Annotated in this window: 16 protein-coding genes; 13 read left to right on the forward strand and 3 right to left on the reverse strand. The window is 70.7% G+C overall.

The window, feature by feature from the left end; all coding sequences use genetic code 11:
* Positions 1–34 precede the first annotated feature (34 nt).
* From ACFVFQ_RS28330 to ACFVFQ_RS28380, 11 genes are all read left to right on the forward strand, one after another.
* Positions 35–1,237, forward strand: a complete 1,203-nt coding sequence (locus tag ACFVFQ_RS28330) for a cytidylyltransferase domain-containing protein (RefSeq protein ID WP_383421094.1) — start codon at positions 35–37, stop codon at positions 1,235–1,237.
* Between the two features lie 86 nt (positions 1,238–1,323).
* A complete protein-coding gene (locus ACFVFQ_RS28335) occupies positions 1,324–2,277 on the forward strand; it encodes an N-acetylneuraminate synthase family protein (protein WP_383421097.1) in 954 nt (317 codons plus the stop codon).
* Between the two features lie 150 nt (positions 2,278–2,427).
* Positions 2,428–3,561, forward strand: coding sequence for a hypothetical protein (locus ACFVFQ_RS28340; protein ID WP_383421281.1), 1,134 nt, complete (start codon positions 2,428–2,430; stop codon positions 3,559–3,561).
* Between the two features lie 158 nt (positions 3,562–3,719).
* The gene (locus ACFVFQ_RS28345; protein WP_383421284.1) at positions 3,720–4,940 is read left to right on the forward strand and encodes an amidohydrolase; all 1,221 of its coding nucleotides are present in this window, start codon (positions 3,720–3,722) and stop codon (positions 4,938–4,940) included.
* 185 nt (positions 4,941–5,125) lie between these two features.
* Positions 5,126–6,157, forward strand: coding sequence for a BMP family protein (locus ACFVFQ_RS28350; RefSeq protein WP_383421100.1), 1,032 nt, complete (start codon positions 5,126–5,128; stop codon positions 6,155–6,157).
* 202 nt (positions 6,158–6,359) lie between these two features.
* A complete protein-coding gene (locus tag ACFVFQ_RS28355; RefSeq protein ID WP_383421103.1) occupies positions 6,360–7,868 on the forward strand; it encodes an ABC transporter ATP-binding protein in 1,509 nt (502 codons plus the stop codon).
* Entirely contained in the window at positions 7,865–9,040 is a 1,176-nt protein-coding gene (locus ACFVFQ_RS28360; protein WP_383421106.1) for an ABC transporter permease, read from the forward strand. The genes ACFVFQ_RS28355 and ACFVFQ_RS28360 overlap by 4 nt, the downstream gene beginning before the upstream one ends.
* Positions 9,037–10,320 carry an ABC transporter permease gene (locus ACFVFQ_RS28365; protein ID WP_383421109.1) on the forward strand — a complete coding sequence of 428 codons (1,284 nt, stop codon included), beginning with the start codon at positions 9,037–9,039 and terminating at the stop codon, positions 10,318–10,320. Before ACFVFQ_RS28360 ends, ACFVFQ_RS28365 begins: the two co-directional genes overlap by 4 nt.
* Positions 10,321–10,351: 31 nt before the next feature.
* Complete coding sequence (locus ACFVFQ_RS28370) at positions 10,352–10,753, forward strand: cytidine deaminase (RefSeq protein ID WP_383421112.1); 402 nt, start codon at positions 10,352–10,354, stop codon at positions 10,751–10,753.
* 120 nt (positions 10,754–10,873) lie between these two features.
* The gene (locus ACFVFQ_RS28375) at positions 10,874–12,151 is read left to right on the forward strand and encodes a thymidine phosphorylase (protein ID WP_383421115.1); all 1,278 of its coding nucleotides are present in this window, start codon (positions 10,874–10,876) and stop codon (positions 12,149–12,151) included.
* A 98-nt stretch (positions 12,152–12,249) separates the two neighbouring features.
* Positions 12,250–12,843, forward strand: a complete 594-nt coding sequence (locus tag ACFVFQ_RS28380) for a Uma2 family endonuclease (protein WP_383421118.1) — start codon at positions 12,250–12,252, stop codon at positions 12,841–12,843.
* A 69-nt stretch (positions 12,844–12,912) separates the two neighbouring features.
* Here the strand turns inward: ACFVFQ_RS28380 and ACFVFQ_RS28385 are convergent, their stop codons facing one another.
* From ACFVFQ_RS28385 to ACFVFQ_RS28395, 3 genes are all read right to left on the reverse strand, one after another.
* A complete protein-coding gene (locus ACFVFQ_RS28385; RefSeq protein WP_383421286.1) occupies positions 12,913–13,326 on the reverse strand; it encodes a hypothetical protein in 414 nt (137 codons plus the stop codon).
* 441 nt (positions 13,327–13,767) lie between these two features.
* Entirely contained in the window at positions 13,768–14,139 is a 372-nt protein-coding gene (locus tag ACFVFQ_RS28390; RefSeq protein WP_383421121.1) for a DUF6415 family natural product biosynthesis protein, read from the reverse strand.
* Complete coding sequence (locus ACFVFQ_RS28395) at positions 14,136–14,441, reverse strand: hypothetical protein (protein WP_383421124.1); 306 nt, start codon at positions 14,439–14,441, stop codon at positions 14,136–14,138. Before ACFVFQ_RS28395 ends, ACFVFQ_RS28390 begins: the two co-directional genes overlap by 4 nt.
* 156 nt (positions 14,442–14,597) lie before the next feature.
* Here ACFVFQ_RS28395 and ACFVFQ_RS28400 point away from each other — a divergent pair, with 156 nt between their 5' ends.
* Positions 14,598–15,896 carry an XRE family transcriptional regulator gene (locus tag ACFVFQ_RS28400; protein WP_383421127.1) on the forward strand — a complete coding sequence of 433 codons (1,299 nt, stop codon included), beginning with the start codon at positions 14,598–14,600 and terminating at the stop codon, positions 15,894–15,896.
* Complete coding sequence (locus ACFVFQ_RS28405) at positions 15,893–16,711, forward strand: class I SAM-dependent methyltransferase (RefSeq protein ID WP_383421130.1); 819 nt, start codon at positions 15,893–15,895, stop codon at positions 16,709–16,711. The genes ACFVFQ_RS28400 and ACFVFQ_RS28405 overlap by 4 nt, the downstream gene beginning before the upstream one ends.
* The last annotated feature ends 6 nt before the right edge of the window (positions 16,712–16,717 follow it).

The following is a 16,717-nucleotide window of genomic DNA, read 5'->3' on the forward strand; positions in this document are numbered from 1 at the left end:
AGTCCCCGCCCCCGACCCGACCGAGGAGAGCTCCATGCCCCCCACCGTTGTGGCCGTCATCCCCGCGCGCGGCGGCTCCAAGGGCGTGCCCGCCAAGAACCTCGCCGCCGTCGGGGGCGTGCCCCTGGTGGCCCGCGCGGTCCGCGCCTGCCGGTCCGCGCGCCTGGTCACCGACGTGGTGGTCTCCACCGACGACGCCGGGATCGCCGCCGCGGCCCGGGCCGCCGGCGCGCTGGTGATACGCCGGCCCGGCGAGATCGCCGGCGACACCGCCACCAGCGAGGCCGCGGTCCGGCACGCCATGGACAGCTACGAGGCCGAACAGGGCCGCCCGGTCAAGGCGGTGCTGCTCGTCCAGTGCACCAGCCCGTTCCTCACCGGCGAGGACATCGACGCGGTGGCCGCCGCGGTCGTCGAGGGCGGCGCGGACAGCGCGCTGACCGTCGCCCCGTTCCACGGCTTCGTCTGGCGCGACGCCGAGGCCGCCGACCCCGGCGTCAGCGCCCCCGACGGCGGCCGCGGCGTCAACCACGACAAGTCCTTCCGGCCGCGCCGCCAGGACCGCCCCCAGGACCTGTTGGAGACCGGCGCCGCCTACGCCATGGACGCGGCCGGCTTCCGCGCCAGCGGCCACCGTTTCTTCGGCCGCACCGAGCTCGTCCGCACCGACCCGGCCCGGGTGTTGGAGATCGACGACCCGCACGACCTGGCCCGGGCCCGCGCCCTGGCCCCGCTGCTGGACGCCGCCCGCCCCGACGCGCTCCCGACCGGCGACGACATCGACGCCGTCGTCCTGGACTTCGACGGCACCCAGACCGACGACCGGGTGCTGATCGACGCCGACGGCCGGGAGACCGTCGCCGTGCACCGCGGCGACGGCCTGGGGATCGCCGCGCTGCGCCGCTCCGGGCTGAAGCTGCTGATCCTCTCCACCGAGCAGAACCCGGTGGTCGCCGCCCGCGCCCGCAAGCTCAAGGTGCCCGTCCTGCACGGCATCGACCGCAAGGACGTCGCCCTGAAGCAGTGGTGCGAGGCGTCCCACGTCACCCCGGAGCGGGTGCTCTACGTCGGCAACGACGTCAACGACCTGCCCTGCTTCGACCTCGTCGGCTGGCCGGTCGCGGTCGCCTCGGCCCACGACGTGGTGCGCGGCGCGGCCCGCGCGGTCACCACCACCCCCGGCGGCAGCGGCGCCATCCGCGAGATCGCCGGCTGGCTCCTGGGCCCGTCCCTCTAGCCCCGCCGCCCCTCCAAGCCCCCGTTCCCCCACCCCGTACGTCCTTCCCGAACTTCCCGAACGCAGAACGAACGAAGGAACCTCCCATGAGCAGCACCTCCCGCCTCCGCTCCCTCGGCGACCGCGAGGTCGGCCCCGGCCGCCCCGTCTACGTCACCGGCGAGATCGGCATCAACCACAACGGCGACCTGGAGAACGCGTACCGGCTGATCGACGCCGCCGCGGACGCCGGCTGCGACGCGGTCAAGTTCCAGAAGCGGACCCCGGAGGTCTGCACCCCGCGCGACCAGTGGGACGTCGAACGCGACACTCCCTGGGGCCGGATGACCTACATCGAGTACCGCCACCGCGTGGAGTTCGACGAGGACGGCTACCGCGCCATCGACGCGTACTGCCAGAAGCGCGGCATCGCGTGGTTCGCCTCCCCCTGGGACGTCGAATCCGTCGCGTTCCTGGAGAAGTTCGACGTGCCCTGCTACAAGGTCGCCTCCGCCTCGCTCACCGACGACGAGCTGCTGCGCGCGATGCGCGCCACCGGCCGCGCCGTCATCCTGTCGACCGGCATGTCCACCCCGAAGCAGATCCGGCACGCCGTCGAGGTGCTCGGCAGCGACAACATCGTGCTCTGCCACGCCACCAGCACCTACCCGGCCAGGGCCGAGGAGCTCAACCTCCGCATGATCCACACCCTCCAGGCCGAGTACCCCAACGTCCCGATCGGCTACAGCGGTCACGAGACCGGCCTGCAGACCACCCTCGCCGCGGTCGCCCTCGGCGCCGCCTTCGTCGAGCGGCACATCACCCTCGACCGCGCGATGTGGGGCTCCGACCAGGCCGCCTCCGTCGAGCCGCAGGGCCTGACCCGCCTGGTCCGCGACATCCGCACCATCGAGGAGTCGCTCGGCGACGGCGTCAAGAAGGTCTACGAGAGCGAGCTCGGCCCGATGAAGAAGCTGCGCCGGGTCGCCGGGGTGGTCGCCGAGACGGAGGCCGCACAGGACACCGGCTCCACCACCGACCGCGAGCCGGCCACCGTCTGACGCTCAGAGCGGAGTTCGCCAGTGAGCTCACCCGAAGGGGCCCGCGCCGCCGGCGCCGAGGTCCCGCCCGAGGAGGTGACGGGGACTCCCGCCCGTCGCCTCCTCGGCGTCCCCCGGCAGCGCAACCGGACCGAATCCGACGGTGACCAGATGAGCCCCGCCCCCGCGGACACCGGCACCCTCGCCTTCGTCGAGAGCCCGGTGCAGCTGCTCAACGTCCTGGAATGGGCGCACGGCTGGGCCCGCGCCGGCGGGGGCGCCCCGCTCACCGTCGTCGTGCTCGCCCCGCACGACCCGATGACCCGCGGCCAGTTGCGCAGGATGGCCGAACTCGCCCGCGACGAGGGGCACACGGTCCGCTGGGAGGAGGCCCGCGGCGGCACCACCGCCCCGCTGCGCACCATCGGCGGCCTCACCCCGCTGCTCCGCCGGGCCCAACGGGTCGTCCTCGGCGACCCGTTCTCCCGTTACGTGCAACTGCTGTTGGGCCTGAGCCGGGCCCGCGATCTGGTGGTGGTCGACGACGGCACCGCCACCATGGAGTTCATCGGCCAACTCGCCCGCGGCGAACGGCTGGTGCGCTGGCACCGGCACGGCGCCGGGCGCGGCCCCCGCGACCTGCTGTTCGCACCGTTCGCCGGCGCCGCCCGCCGCCGCCTCACCCCCGGGCCCCAAGACGCCCGACGCCGGCGCACCGTCGCCCTGTTCAGCTCCATGCCGGTCGAGGTGCCCGACGGCATGGTCGTCACCGCCAACGACTTCGCCTGGACCCGCAGTCGCTTCGGGCCGCCCCGGCTGACCCGCACCGCCGACATCGTCGGCACGTCCCTGGTGGAGACCGGCGTCGTCGACGCCGACCGCTACCTGACCGCGGTCGCCCGCCTGGCCCGTGCGCACGGCGCCACCCGCTACTTCGCCCACCGCCGCGAGAAGGCCGGAAAACTCCACCGGTTGGCCACCGAGACCGGGTTGGAGGTGGTCCGCCCCGACCTGCCGCTGGAGTTGATCGCCCGCCGCGGCCCGGTGGGCCGGCTGGTGCTCAGCTTCCCCTCCACCGTCGTCCACACCCTGCCGCTGGCCCTGAAGGGCACCGGAGTGCGGGTCGCGGTCTGCGACATCGACCCCACCTGGCTCACCGCCCACGCCTCCCCGCGCGCCCAGGGTTTCCTCGACGGCGTCACCGGCACGGCCCGCGATGTCCAACGCCTCCCGGGAGCGCGCCCCGAACCCGAACCCGGAGCCCGAACCAAGGATCCGAACACCCCGGTCGAACCTGACAGCTGAGCCTGACAGCGAGCGATAAAGCCCTCGTTCATACCCCTCGCAAATTCCGTCCATGCACCCGGCTGCCTAAAATTTCTTCCCCTGAGGGGCTGAACTTTTGTTGATCGAGGGCCAGTTGCCCCGTTCGGACCCGTAACCTTCAACGGGTGAACCAACTGATGTCCCGCGCCGCCGACGAGCCGCACACAACCGCCCTGCCCGGCACGCTCCCCGAGGCCCTTCGCGCCGAACTCATCGCGTTCCGCCGCGACTTGCACATGCACCCCGAGCTCGGCAACCAGGAGTACCGGACCACCGCGGCGCTCAAGGAGCGCCTGGAGCGCGCCGGGCTCGCCCCCCAGGTACTCGCCGGCGGCACCGGCCTCGTGTGTGACATCGGTAGCGACCACGACGCCCCCGGCGGGCGGCTCGCGCTGCGCGCGGACATCGACGCCCTGCCCATCCCGGACACCAAGACCGTGGACTACGCCTCCACGATCCCCGGCCGGGCGCACGCCTGCGGGCACGACGTGCACACCACCGTCGTGCTCGGCGCCGGCCTGGTCCTCGCCGAACTGGCCCGCGAGGGTCGGCTGACGCGTCCGGTGCGGCTGCTGTTCCAGCCCGCCGAGGAGGTGCTGCCCGGCGGCGCCGCCGAGGCCGTCGCGGCCGGGGTGTTGGACGGCGTCGGGCAGATCCTCGCGGTGCACTGCGACCCGCGGGTGGACGCCGGCCGGCTCGGGCTGCGCACCGGCCCGATCACCTCCGCCTGCGACCGCCTGGAGGTCACCCTCGAAGGGCCCGGCGGCCACACCGCCCGCCCGCACCTGACCACCGACATGGTCACCGCCGCGGCCCGGGTCGCCGTCGACGTGCCGGCGCTGATCGCCCGCCGGGTCGACGCCCGGGTCGGCCTCGCCGTCACCTGGGGCCGGCTGGAGACCGGCCACGCCTGCAACGTCATCCCGCAGCGCGCCACCCTCGCCGGCACCGTCCGCTGCCTGGACCTGAACGCCTGGCGGCAGGCGCCCGACCTGGTGCACGCCGCCATCGACGAGGTCGCCACCCTGCACGGCGCCAAGTCCCAGATCGACTACGTCCGCGGCGTCCCGCCGGTCGTCAACGAGGAGGACAGCACCCGGCTGTTGCACGCCGCGATGGCCGCCCGCCGTGGCGCCGCGGCCGTCGAGGACACCGAGCAGTCCCTGGGCGGCGAGGACTTCTCCTGGTACCTCGAACACGTCCCCGGCGCGATGGCCCGGCTCGGCGTCCGCCCGCCCGGCGAGCTGAGCGGCCTCGATCTGCACCGCGGCGACTTCGACGTGGACGAGCACGCGATCACCGTCGGGGTGGAACTCTTCACCGCCGCCGCCCTGCTCGGCCCCGCGGGGACCGAATAGATCGCGCCACTCCCCGCCAGCACGGGCGGTCGGCCTCGGGCCGACCGCCCGCCGTGTTTCCGGGGCGTGTGCTGAGAGACGAATCGATAACGGCCGCGCAGCGGAGGGTTTTGCGCCAGGTCTACGCGCGTTAATCTCCCGTCAAGCCAGCGCCACTGGGGGCGCTACCACGAAGGGAAGGCCCCGTGCGTCGGGTCAACAGGATTGTCGCCGCGGCCACCGCCACCGGGTGTCTCGCGCTCACGGCCACCGCCTGCGGGCAGAGCTTCGCGGAGGCCCACCGCGCCTCGCACGCCGGCGTCGGGCTGGCCTTCGACATCGGCGGCCGGGACGACCACTCGTTCAACGAGGCGGCCGCCCGCGGCACCGAGAACGCCCGCCGGAAGCTGGGCGTCAACGTCAAGATGCTCACCGCCAAGAACGGCGAGACCGAGGCCGACCGCGAGCAGCGGCTCACCTCCTTCGCCGAGGCCGGCTACAACCCGGTGATAGGCGTCGGCTTCGCCTACAGCCAGTCCGTGCAGAACGTCGCCAAGGACTTCCCCGACATCACCTTCGGCGTGGTGGACGCCGTGCCGACCGGCAAGAACGTCGACGCGATGGTCTTCGCCGAGCACGAGGGCTCGTATCTGGCGGGCGTGGCGGCCGCGTTGAAGAGCAAGACCCACAAGGTCGGCTTCATCGGCGGGGTGAACAACGCGTTGATCCAGAAGTTCCAGGCCGGCTTCGAGCAGGGCGTGCGCGACACCGACCCCAAGGCCAAGATCCTCTCGCAGTACCTCTACCCCAACAACGACAAGGGCTTCAACGATCCGGCCGCCGCCAAGGCCAAGGCCCAGGGCATGCTCGACAGCGGCATCGACGTGATCTACTCGGCCGCCGGCCAGTCCGGCGCCGGCTCCATCGAGGCGATCAGCAAGGTCAAGGGCGCCTGGGCGATCGGCGTCGACTCCGACCAGTACCGGCAGCCGGGCCTGGCCCGCTACAAGAACCACATCCTGACCTCCGTGGTGAAGAACGTGGACGTGGCGGTCTTCGACCTCATCCGCAGCTGCGAGCAGCACCGGCCGCTGACCGGCATCCACACCTACGACCTGAAGCACGGCGGCGTCTCGCTGGCCACCTCGGGCGGCTTCATCAAGGACATCCAGCCGCAGATCGACGCGGCCCGGAAGAAGATCATCGAGGGTCAGGTGAAGGTCAAGGAGACGCCGTAGCTCCGACGGTCCGGGCACGGCGCCGTCACCCGGAGGCCCAACGCCCCACCGCCGCCCGCCTCTTCGCTTTCTTCCACCCCTTCCGCTCCTTCGCCCTTGAGGGGAGTGCGCCATCAACGCAGCGCCCACCAGCAGCAGCCCGCCCGGCCAGGACGCCCCTGCTGTAGAACTCCGCGGGATCACCAAGAGGTTCCCCGGCGTCGTGGCCAACCACGACATCCACCTCGCCGTCCGCCGCGGCACCGTCCACGCCCTGTGCGGCGAGAACGGCGCCGGCAAGTCGACCCTGATGAAGATCCTCTACGGCATGCAGAAGCCGGACGAGGGCACCATCGCGCTCGACGGCGAACAGGTCACCCTGCACTCCCCGGGCGACGCCATCGCCCGCGGCATCGGCATGGTGCACCAGCACTTCATGCTCGCCGACAACCTCACCGTGCTGGAGAACACCGTCCTCGGCGCGGAGAAGCTGCACGGCATCGGCGCCGGCGCCCGCGCCCGGATACGGGAGATCTCCGACGCCTACGGGCTGAACATCCGCCCCGACGTGCTCGTCGAGGACCTCGGCGTCGCCGACCGGCAGCGGGTGGAGATCCTCAAGGTGCTCTACCGCGGCGCCCGCACGCTGATCCTCGACGAGCCGACCGCGGTCCTGGTCCCGCAGGAGGTCGAGGCGCTCTTCGACAACCTCCGCGAGCTCAAGTCCGAGGGCCTGACCGTCCTCTTCATCTCCCACAAGCTGGGCGAGGTGCTCTCGGTCGCCGACGACATCACCGTCATCCGGCGCGGCACCACGGTGGCGTCCGTCGAGCCGGCCGCCACCACCCCCAAGCAGCTCGCCGAGTTGATGGTCGGCAGCGAACTGCCGTCGCCGGAAACCCGCGAATCCACCGTCACCGACGAGGAGATGCTGCGGGTCGAGGACGTGCAGCTGTCCGCCACCGACGAAGGCGGCGGCGTCCGCACGGTGCTGGACGGCATCTCGTTCACCATCCACAAGGGCGAGGTGCTGGGCATCGCCGGCGTCGAGGGCAACGGGCAGGCCGAGTTGGTCGAGGCCGTCATGGGCACCCGCACGCCCGACCGCGGGACGATCACCCTGGACGGCGCCGACCTCTCCCGCGCCACCACCCGGGCCCGCCGCGAGGGCGGCATCGGCTACATCCCCGAGGACCGCCACCGGCACGGCCTGCTGCTGGACGCCCCCCTGTGGGAGAACCGCATCCTCGGCCACGTCACCGAGCGCCCCAACAGCAAGGGCACGTTGCTGGACCTGGCCGGCGCCCGCGCGGACACCGAGCGGATCGTCGCCGAGTACGACGTGCGCACCCCCGGCATCGAGGTCACCGCGGCCTCGCTCTCCGGCGGCAACCAGCAGAAGCTGATCGTCGGCCGGGAGATGAGCCACCACCCCAAGCTCCTGATCGCCGCCCACCCCACCCGCGGGGTCGACGTCGGCGCGCAGGCGCAGATCTGGGAGCAGATCCGCGCCGCGCGCCGGGAGGGCCTGGCGGTCCTGCTGATCTCTGCCGACCTGGACGAGCTGATCGGCCTGTCCGACACTCTGCGGGTGATGTACCGGGGCCGGCTGGTCGCGGACGCGGACCCCGCCGTGATCACCCCGGAGGAGTTGGGCTCCGCCATGACCGGTGCCGCCAGCGGCCACCTCAGCGCGTCGGACGACGCCGCACAAGGGGGTGCGCAGAAGTGAGCACGACCACCCCCGCGCCAACGGGCGGGCAGAAGGCCGCCGTTGACGCCCTCGCGCGAAGCGCCACCCGGGACAAGGTCCTGCTGGCCATCGCCGCGCCGGTGCTCGCCATCGTCGCCGCGATGGTGATCAGTTCGCTGGTCTTCCTGGCCTCCGGCGAGAGCCCGTTCCGGGCCTACGGGATCATGGCCGACTACGGCCACTACAGCGACAGCCAGGTCTGGATCATCAACAAGGCGGTGCCGTACTACCTTTCGGCGCTCGCGGTGGCCATCGGCTTCCGGATGAACCTCTTCAACATCGGCGTCGACGGGCAGTACCGGCTGGCGGCCTTCGCCGCGGCCGCCGTCGGTGGCGCCGTCGCCCTGCCCGGCGCCCTCCAGATCATCCTGCTCATCGTCATCGCGATGCTGGTGGGCGCGGTCTGGTCCGGCATCGCGGGCCTGCTCAAGACCACCCGCGGGGTCAGCGAGGTGATCACCACGATCATGCTGAACTCCATCGCGGCCTCGGTGATCGGCTACTTCCTCCAGGACGGCCGGCTCGCCATCAAGGACGGCAACCTCCTGCACACCAAGTTCCTGCCGGAGTCCAGCCACTTCTTCTCCTTCTCCACGCACCCCAAGCCGGTCGAGGGCTTTGTGGTGGTTGCGGTGGTCGCCGGCGCCCTGTACTGGTTCCTGATCAACCGCACCCGCTTCGGCTTCGACCTGCGGGCGGTGGGCGCCTCCGAGCCGGCCGCCGAGGCCAGCGGCGTCAGCGTCAAGCGGATGGTGGTCATCTCCATGCTGCTGTCCGGCGCCGCCGCCGGCCTGGTCGGCATGCCCACCCTGCTCGGCGAATCGTTCCAGTACGGCACCGACTTCCCGGCCGGCATCGGCTTCACCGGCATCGCCATCGCGCTGCTCGGCCGCAACCACCCCGTCGGCATGGCGTTCGGCGCCCTGCTGTGGGCGTTCCTCGACCGCACCGGCTCCCGGCTCGAATTCGAGGGCTACGCCCAGGAGATCGTCGGCGTCATCCAGGGCGTGATCGTGCTCTGCGTCGTCATCGCCTACGAGGTCGTGCGCCGCTACGGGCTCCGCCTCCAACAGCGCAAGGTCGGCGAGGAGTTGGCCGTACTGGCCCGCACCGGCACCGACGCCAGTGACAAGCCGGAGGTGACGGCGTGAGTACCGAACTCAAGTCCGCGGCGCGGTCCGTGGCCCTGGGCGCCGGCGGCGGGAAGCGGAAGCTGACCTACCCCTGGATCCTGCTGATCGTCGCCGGCGCGCTGGTCGCGCTCTCCGCCCTGCGGGCCGTCAGCGGCGCCGGGGACCTCACCTCCGCCGGCCAGTTCGGGGCGGCGCTGAGCGCCGCGGTGCCGATCGGGCTGGCCGGTCTGGGCGGCCTGTGGGCCGAGCGGTCCGGCGTGATCAACATCGGGCTCGAAGGCATGATGATGCTCGGCTCGTTCGCGGCCGGCTGGGCGGGCTGGCAGCACGGCCCCTGGGTCGCGGCCGCGGCCGGCATCGTCGGCGGCGCGCTCGGCGGCCTGGTGCACGCCGTCGCCACCGTCACCTTCGGCGTCGACCACATCGTCTCCGGCGTCGCCCTCAACATCCTTGCGCTGGGCGCCACCCAGTACCTGGCCACCCTCTGGTTCGGTCAGGAGGGCAGCGCCGCGATGCACGCCGGCGGCAACGACAAGCAGTCCCCGCCGATGGCCGACATGCCCACCTTCACCGTCCCGGGCCTGGCCGACTGGCTCAACGGCATCGAGGGCCACCACTGGTTCCTGGTCTCCGACCTCGCCGGCGTCCTCGGCGCCGCCGTCACCAACGTCTCCTGGCTCACCCTGCTCACCATCGCCCTCTTCGTCGGCACCTTCTTCCTCCTCTGGCGCACCGCCTTCGGCCTGCGGCTGCGGTCCTGCGGCGAGGCCCCGCTCTCCGCCGAGAGCCTGGGCGTCAACGTCGCCGCGTACAAGTACGCGGCGGTGGTGGTCTCCGGCGCGCTGGCCGGCCTCGGCGGCGCCTTCCTGGCGATCAGCGTGCACTTCTACCAGGACGGCCAGACCGGCGGCCGCGGCTACATCGGCCTGGCCACCATGATCTTCGGCAACTGGCGGCCCGGCGGAGTCGCCCTGGGCGCCGGCCTGTTCGGCTTCATGGACGCCATGCAGCTGCGCAGCGGCGGCCCGACCGTGCACGCCCTGCTGCTGGGCCTGGCCGCGCTGCTCGCCGGCCTGGCGCTGGTGCGGCTGCGCGCCGCCAAGCGGGCCCAGGCCGCCGTCGCCGGGGCGGCCGCCGCCGTCCTGCTGATCTGGTACGCGCTTTCCGACAGCGTCCCGCTGGAACTGGTCGAGGCCAGCCCCTACCTCGCTACGCTGCTGGTCCTGGCGCTCTTCTCGCAACGCCTGCGGTCCCCGAAGGCGATCGGCAAGCCCTACCGCCGCGGCCAGGGCCACTGACCCCGCACCACCACGAGAAAGTACGCACCGCATGACGCACGACGTGCCGGTCGACTGGACCGCACTGCGGGAACGGGCCCGGGACGCGATGTCCCGGGCCTACGCCCCCTATTCCGGCTATCCGGTCGGCGCCGCCGCCCTGGTGGACGACGGCCGCACGATCACCGGCTGCAACGTCGAGAACGCCTCCTACGGCCTCGCCCTCTGCGCCGAATGCGGCCTGATCTCCGCCCTGTTCGCCGGCGGTGGCGGCCGACTGACCGCCTTCACCTGCGTCGACGGCGCGGGCCACCTGCTCGTCCCGTGCGGCCGCTGCCGACAGCTCCTGCACGAACACGGCGGCCCCGAGCTGCTGGTGGACACCGCCGCCGGCATCCGCCCGCTCTCCGACCTGCTCCCGGACGCTTTTGGCCCCGGTCACCTGGCCCGTTGACGGCGGGCGGCGCCGCCCGCCGCCCGTTCTGGCCGTCGCCGCATCTATGCGTGTAGAACGGGAGGCGGTGAGAACGGGACCCACCCGTTCTCGACCCGCCCGTTCGAAAGGAACCCGCCCATGGACGTCATCTCCGTCATCCGTACCAAGCGCGACCGCGGTGAGCTGACCCCGGAACAGATCGACTGGGTCATCGACGCCTACACCCGCGGCGAGGTCGCCCACGAACAGATGTCGTCCCTGGCGATGGCGATCTTCCTCAACGGCATGAACCGCACGGAGATCGCCCGTTGGACCGCCGCCATGATCGCCTCCGGCGAGCGGATGGACTTCTCCTCCCTGACCCGCCCCACCGCCGACAAGCACTCCACCGGCGGCGTCGGCGACAAGATCACCCTCCCGCTCGCCCCGCTGGTCGCCGCCTGCGGCGCCGCCGTCCCGCAGCTCTCCGGCCGCGGCCTCGGCCACACCGGCGGCACCCTCGACAAGCTCGAATCCATCCCCGGCTGGCGCGCCCAGCTCTCCAACGCCGAGATGCTCGACGTCCTGCGCACCGTCGGCTCGGTCATCTGCGCCGCCGGCGACGGCCTCGCCCCCGCCGACAAGAAGCTCTACGCGCTCCGCGACGTCACCGGCACCGTGGAGTCCATCCCCCTCATCGCCTCCTCGATCATGTCCAAGAAGATCGCCGAGGGCACCGGCTCCCTCGTCCTGGACGTCAAGGTCGGCTCCGGCGCCTTCATGAAGCACCTCGACGACGCCCGCGAACTCGCCTCCACCATGGTCGGGTTGGGCACCGACCACGGCGTCAAGACGGTCGCGCTCCTCACCGACATGTCCACCCCCCTCGGCCTGACCGCCGGCAACGCCCTCGAAGTCCGCGAATCCGTCGAGGTGTTGGCCGGCGGCGGCCCCCAGGACGTCATCGACCTCACCGTGGCCCTCGCCCGCGAAATGCTCGACGCGGCCGGCCTGAAGGACGCCGACCCGGCCAAGGCCCTCGCCGACGGCTCCGCCATGGACCACTGGCGCCGCATGATCACCGCCCAGGGCGGCGACCCCGACGCGGTGCTCCCCGTGGCCCGCGAACAGCACGTCGTCACCGCCGAGCGGACCGGCGTCCTGACGACTCTCGACGCCTACGCCGTCGGCCTCGCCGCCTGGCGCCTGGGCGCCGGCCGCGCCCGCAAGGAAGACCCGGTCCAGGCCGGCGCCGGCATCGAACTCCACGCCAAGCCCGGCGACCACGTCACCGCCGGCCAGCCCCTCCTCACCCTCCACACCGACACCCCGGAAAAGTTCGACTACGCCCTCCGGGCCCTGGACGGCGGGGTGGAGATCGGCCCGTCGCACGCGACGTTCGAGGCGCGGCCGGTGGTGCTGGGGCGGATCGGCTGACGTGCGGTTTTCCCATTCGGGTGAACGGGATCGGTGGACCGGCGCCGGTCCCGTTCGGCATGGTGCAATCGGTCGGGTCCCGCTGAGAGGAGCCCGCCGTGAAGCAACTCACCTCAGACCACTATCCGTTGGCCGGGCGGGAGTGGGACGCCCTGGTCCGCCTCTGGACGGACACGGACGCCCCGCCCGGCTGCATGGTGGAGGTCGTGGACGGCATCGTCACCGTCGCCCCGCCGCGCGACGTCCACCAGAACGTGATCGCCGCCGAGCTCAGCAGGGCGCTCTATGCGGTGCTCCCGGAAGACCGAGGCGCATACCAGAAGCTCGCCGTCGCCCTCCCTGCCCGCCACGGGCTCTATGTCCCCAACCTTGTGGTGGCCCCCGAGGCCGCACTCCGCGGCGCGGGCCGCCTCATCCCCGCCGCCGCGGTCGAATTGGCCGTTGAGATCACCTCGAAGACCTCCGCGCGCCACGGCCGGGTGGAGAAACGCACCGGGTACGCCTCCGCGGGAGTCCCGCTGTACCTACTGATCGACCTCTGGGCACCCGACGAGCCGGTCATCACGCTCTACGGCGAACTGGCGGACGAGGAGTACCGAGTCCTCCAGGCCGTGAAGTTCGGCGATGAGCTGACCCTCCCGGCGCCTTTCGACCTCACCGTGGACACGGGAGTCTTTGCGGTCGTCGACTGACGCATCTCGCGGCCCGTCCCACCAAGTCGGCCAGCGGGACGGGCCGTTGAGCTCTATGGACGTCGACGGTCAACGCATCCGCTTCGGGCACGGATGCTCCGGTCGGAAGAAGTTCGGGCAGGCGATCAGATGCACGGCATAGAAGGTGGTGCCCCCATTGATCCACCACCCTCCGACGACATCACGGCCCTGGTCCACCGTTTCCCGCGCGCTGTTCACCTGCGCCTGGATGGTTCCGGGGTCCTTCGCGTGGAATCCGTCGAAACGGTCGGCGTAGTCGGCGAGCTGCTTGCCGAACCATGCGGCCGCCTCGCCGGCATCGTGGAACGTTCCCTTCACCAACGAGGCGTTCTTGAGTAGCCAGTTGGCCGGTTCCAAAGGGACCACTGGCACGGAGGCGAACTGCGGATTACCCGGGCGCCGCAGTGTGTCGGTGCCGTACTCCGACCCCGACCCGACCCAGGTGTATCCGTGGAAGTGCACGCTCAAGGAGTCCTCCAGATGGGACAGATGGGGACGGCCCCGGATCGAGCGATCGAGGGCCGTCTTGTCACCGACGAGGAGCGCTACTGGCGCCCGCAGCCGTCGCCGTCGCCGCAACCGCCGGACGGATTGCCGCCCTGACCGTCGTCCTCGTCGCCACCACCGGCCTTGACCGGACCGAACCGATATCGCATGCTGCACCTCCTGGTGCGTGAGCGACGCGGGGTCCGTCCCCGCGTCGGCGTGCACTGGCAGGGGCCTCCTGATGAGGCCCGAAACCCGTCCCGGCCGGACCTCCGGCCAAGGAAATCGCCGGCCGGGGCGGGGGTTTGTGGTGTGCTCGTCGGGTGCGTCAGGCGTCGCGGTGTGGCGCGTGGGCTGTTTGCCGGAGCAGGGTCGGCATCGTGGCCGCGGGCCGCGCCACCGACGCACGCCTGTTCTTCACCAGCCCGCCCTCGCGGTGTAGTGGGCGAGTAACCACTGACAGTCCCGGGCCAGCAGGTGCACCTGAACATGGGCGGCCAGCGAGCCGTGAGCGTGCCCTTCCGCCATACGCTGCTCAATTCCCTTGCAGCGGCTGGCCATCTGGCATTCCTCGGCAACCAACGGGTTCTGAGGAGGAGCGGCCGCTCGAACCTCCGTGAGAAGCACCGCGATGTGACTACGGAGAAGTTGCTCCACCTCGGCCAGTTCCCTCGGCGTGGGACGACCGGCCCCGAAGTGCAATGCCCGGCGGATGGTTGCAGCGATCGTCTCCGTAGCGATCCGTTCCCGCTTCGGCAGGCTGGGCACGGCTTCCGGCGGAGTCTTCATTCCCCGGCTCCGATCTCGTTGGGATGCGATGCACTTCGTCGTGACGCGGGTTGACGAGAACCGCCGCCCGGTGACACGGGCCTGAGGCAGCACCAGACGTCTTTCGCCCCGCGGTGGGCGGCACTGTTGCCGCAGGAATCGGTGAGCAGGCCGAGAAGGAGCAGCCCGCGTCCGCGCTCGTCTTCGGGCGCCGGTGGAAGGCGCAACGGTGCGATGAGGTAGTCGTCTTCGACGGCGGTGATCAGCCCGTCAGGCGTCGAGCGCGCGCTGATGGGGACGACGGTGCAGGTTTGTGACGGCATGGCTCCAGCTAACTGCCGTAGCCCGTTCGGGTCGGGAGCCTGCGAGGGGGCCAATAGGGAGGCCACTATGGGGACCAGTGCACTTCTACAGGGAGCGGTATGGGCGAGTCGGGTATCGGCGAGTTGCTCGTCCGGTTGCGCAGGGGACGCGGATCCGTGACGCAGGCTCAGATCGCAGCCGAGTTCAACGCCGTTGAGGGCAGTGCAGTACCGAGGCTGACGGGCAAGGAGATCGGCAGGTACGAGCGTGAACAGCGCTTGCCGAACTCCCGGACACGGGGGATCTTGGCCCAGGTTTTCGGTGTGGACCGGGCGGAACTGGATCGTGCGCACGCAGCCAGCCGCCGCCGTCAGAGAGGGGAGCGCCTGCCGGCAGTGCCGGCGCAGGGCTCGGCGGTGGTCACCGGGCGGGAAACGCCCAGTTCGCCATCGCCGCCTGCACTTGCTGCCGATGCCGTCGATTCAGCGAAGTTTGCGCGGTTCTTGGCATCGCGGAACGCCACGGCGACGACGGTCGAACAACTCGACGCGGACGCTGTCCGCCTCGCCCGAAATTTCGTCAGTCGCCCTTGGGAAGAGCTATACGGCGAGATCCGTGACCTGCGTAACGAGACCTTTGACTTGTTGAGAGGGCGGCAACACCCAAGGCAGACAAGCGACCTCTTAGTGACGGCGAGCAAGCTATGTGGGTTGTCAGCACACGTCTGCCTGGACATGGGTGACTACGAGTCGGCGGCTACGCACGCTCGCACTGCTTGGTCGTGCGCCGAAGCCGTCGGCCATAACGAGATGCGGGCATGGGTGAGGTCGGTTGAATCGCTCATCGCCTTTTGGGACGGAAAACCTCAACGGGCCGCGGAACTCGCCCAGCAAGGACGGGATCACGCATCATGCGGCAGTGTGGGGGTGCGTCTCGCCAGCCTTGAGGCTCGCGCACTTGCCGTCGCCGGAAATGCGCATGAGGCGAGTGTGGCACTGGCGGCTGCGGAGCGTGCCAGGGATGCCATGCGTGCGCGGGAAGAAATGCCTGGGATCTTTGGCTTCCCCGCGGCCAAACAGCTGACCTACGCCGGTACAACCCATCTCGCCATCGGAGGTGCTCGGAATGTGCGAAGGGCGATTGAATGCGCCGAATCCGCAGTCGACCTCTACCGTGAAGCAGCGGCTGATGACCGATCGACCTTTGATCTGCTCGCCGCGCACCTAGACCTTGTTCGCGGGCGCATGCTCGCCGGCGACCTGGACGGCGCCGAGGCCGTCCTGGTCGCCGTACTCGACTCAGGACCGGAGCAGCTTTCTGCCAGCATCCTCAACCGGCTTGACGTTCTCGCCCGTGAACTGGGCGCCGCGCAGTACCGTGGATCGCCGCGGATCGCTCAACTACGCGAGCGCATCATGAGCACTGCGCCTCCTGCAGTGTTGCCTGCCGCTGACCGACCGGAGCCGCTGACGTGACCGACCTTCCCGCCGAGCACGGCGCCGCCGTAACCGATCGTGCGATCCTGACCGGCAGTGCGTACCGAACCGACAAGGATCTCGCCGCGCGGCAGTCCCTCTATCAATGGCAGCAACCGCACTATGATCTGCCGGGAATTGTCGTTGAGCAGCTACAGCACACGCACGGCATGGTCGTCGATATTGGCTGCGGTAATGGCAAGTTCCTCGCGCGCCTGCGGCAGGACCGGACCGACCTTCGACTTCTTGGCCTTGATATCTCTTCCGGCATTCTGTCCGATGTTCCCGGACCGGTAGCAGTGGCCGATGCCGTTCGACTTCCCTTGCTCTCGTCGAGTGTTGACGCCGTGCTGGCTCTGCACATGCTCTACCACGTCGAAGACATCCCGGCCGCCATCGGCGAACTTTCCCGAGTCGTCAAGCCGGGCGGGAAGGTGATCGTCTCCACGAACAGTGAACGGGACAAGTCGGAGCTGAACCGCTTGTGGGAGCGCGCGGCGGGGGACGTTCTCGGCGTGGAGAAGGGGCCGGCGCGGATTTCCCTCAGCGCCAGGTTTTCCCTGGAAAAGGCGGTGGGTCTGCTCGGCTCCTGCTTCGGGAGCGTCGAGACGACCACGTTGCCAGGCACTATCACCGTACGCAGCCCTGAGCCGGTCGTCGCCCACCTGAAGTCGTATCGGGCATGGGCGCATCAACACTCCGTACCTTTCGAGGAAACGGTTGAACGAGCTCGGGAGATCGTGGTCGAACACATGGAAAGGTCAGGAACCTTCGAGATCAACTGCCTTGGCGGAATGCTCGTCTGCATTCGGTGATGAAGG

The organism is Streptomyces sp. NPDC057743 (genome assembly GCF_042798755.1).
GTDB lineage: Bacteria > Actinomycetota > Actinomycetes > Streptomycetales > Streptomycetaceae > Streptomyces.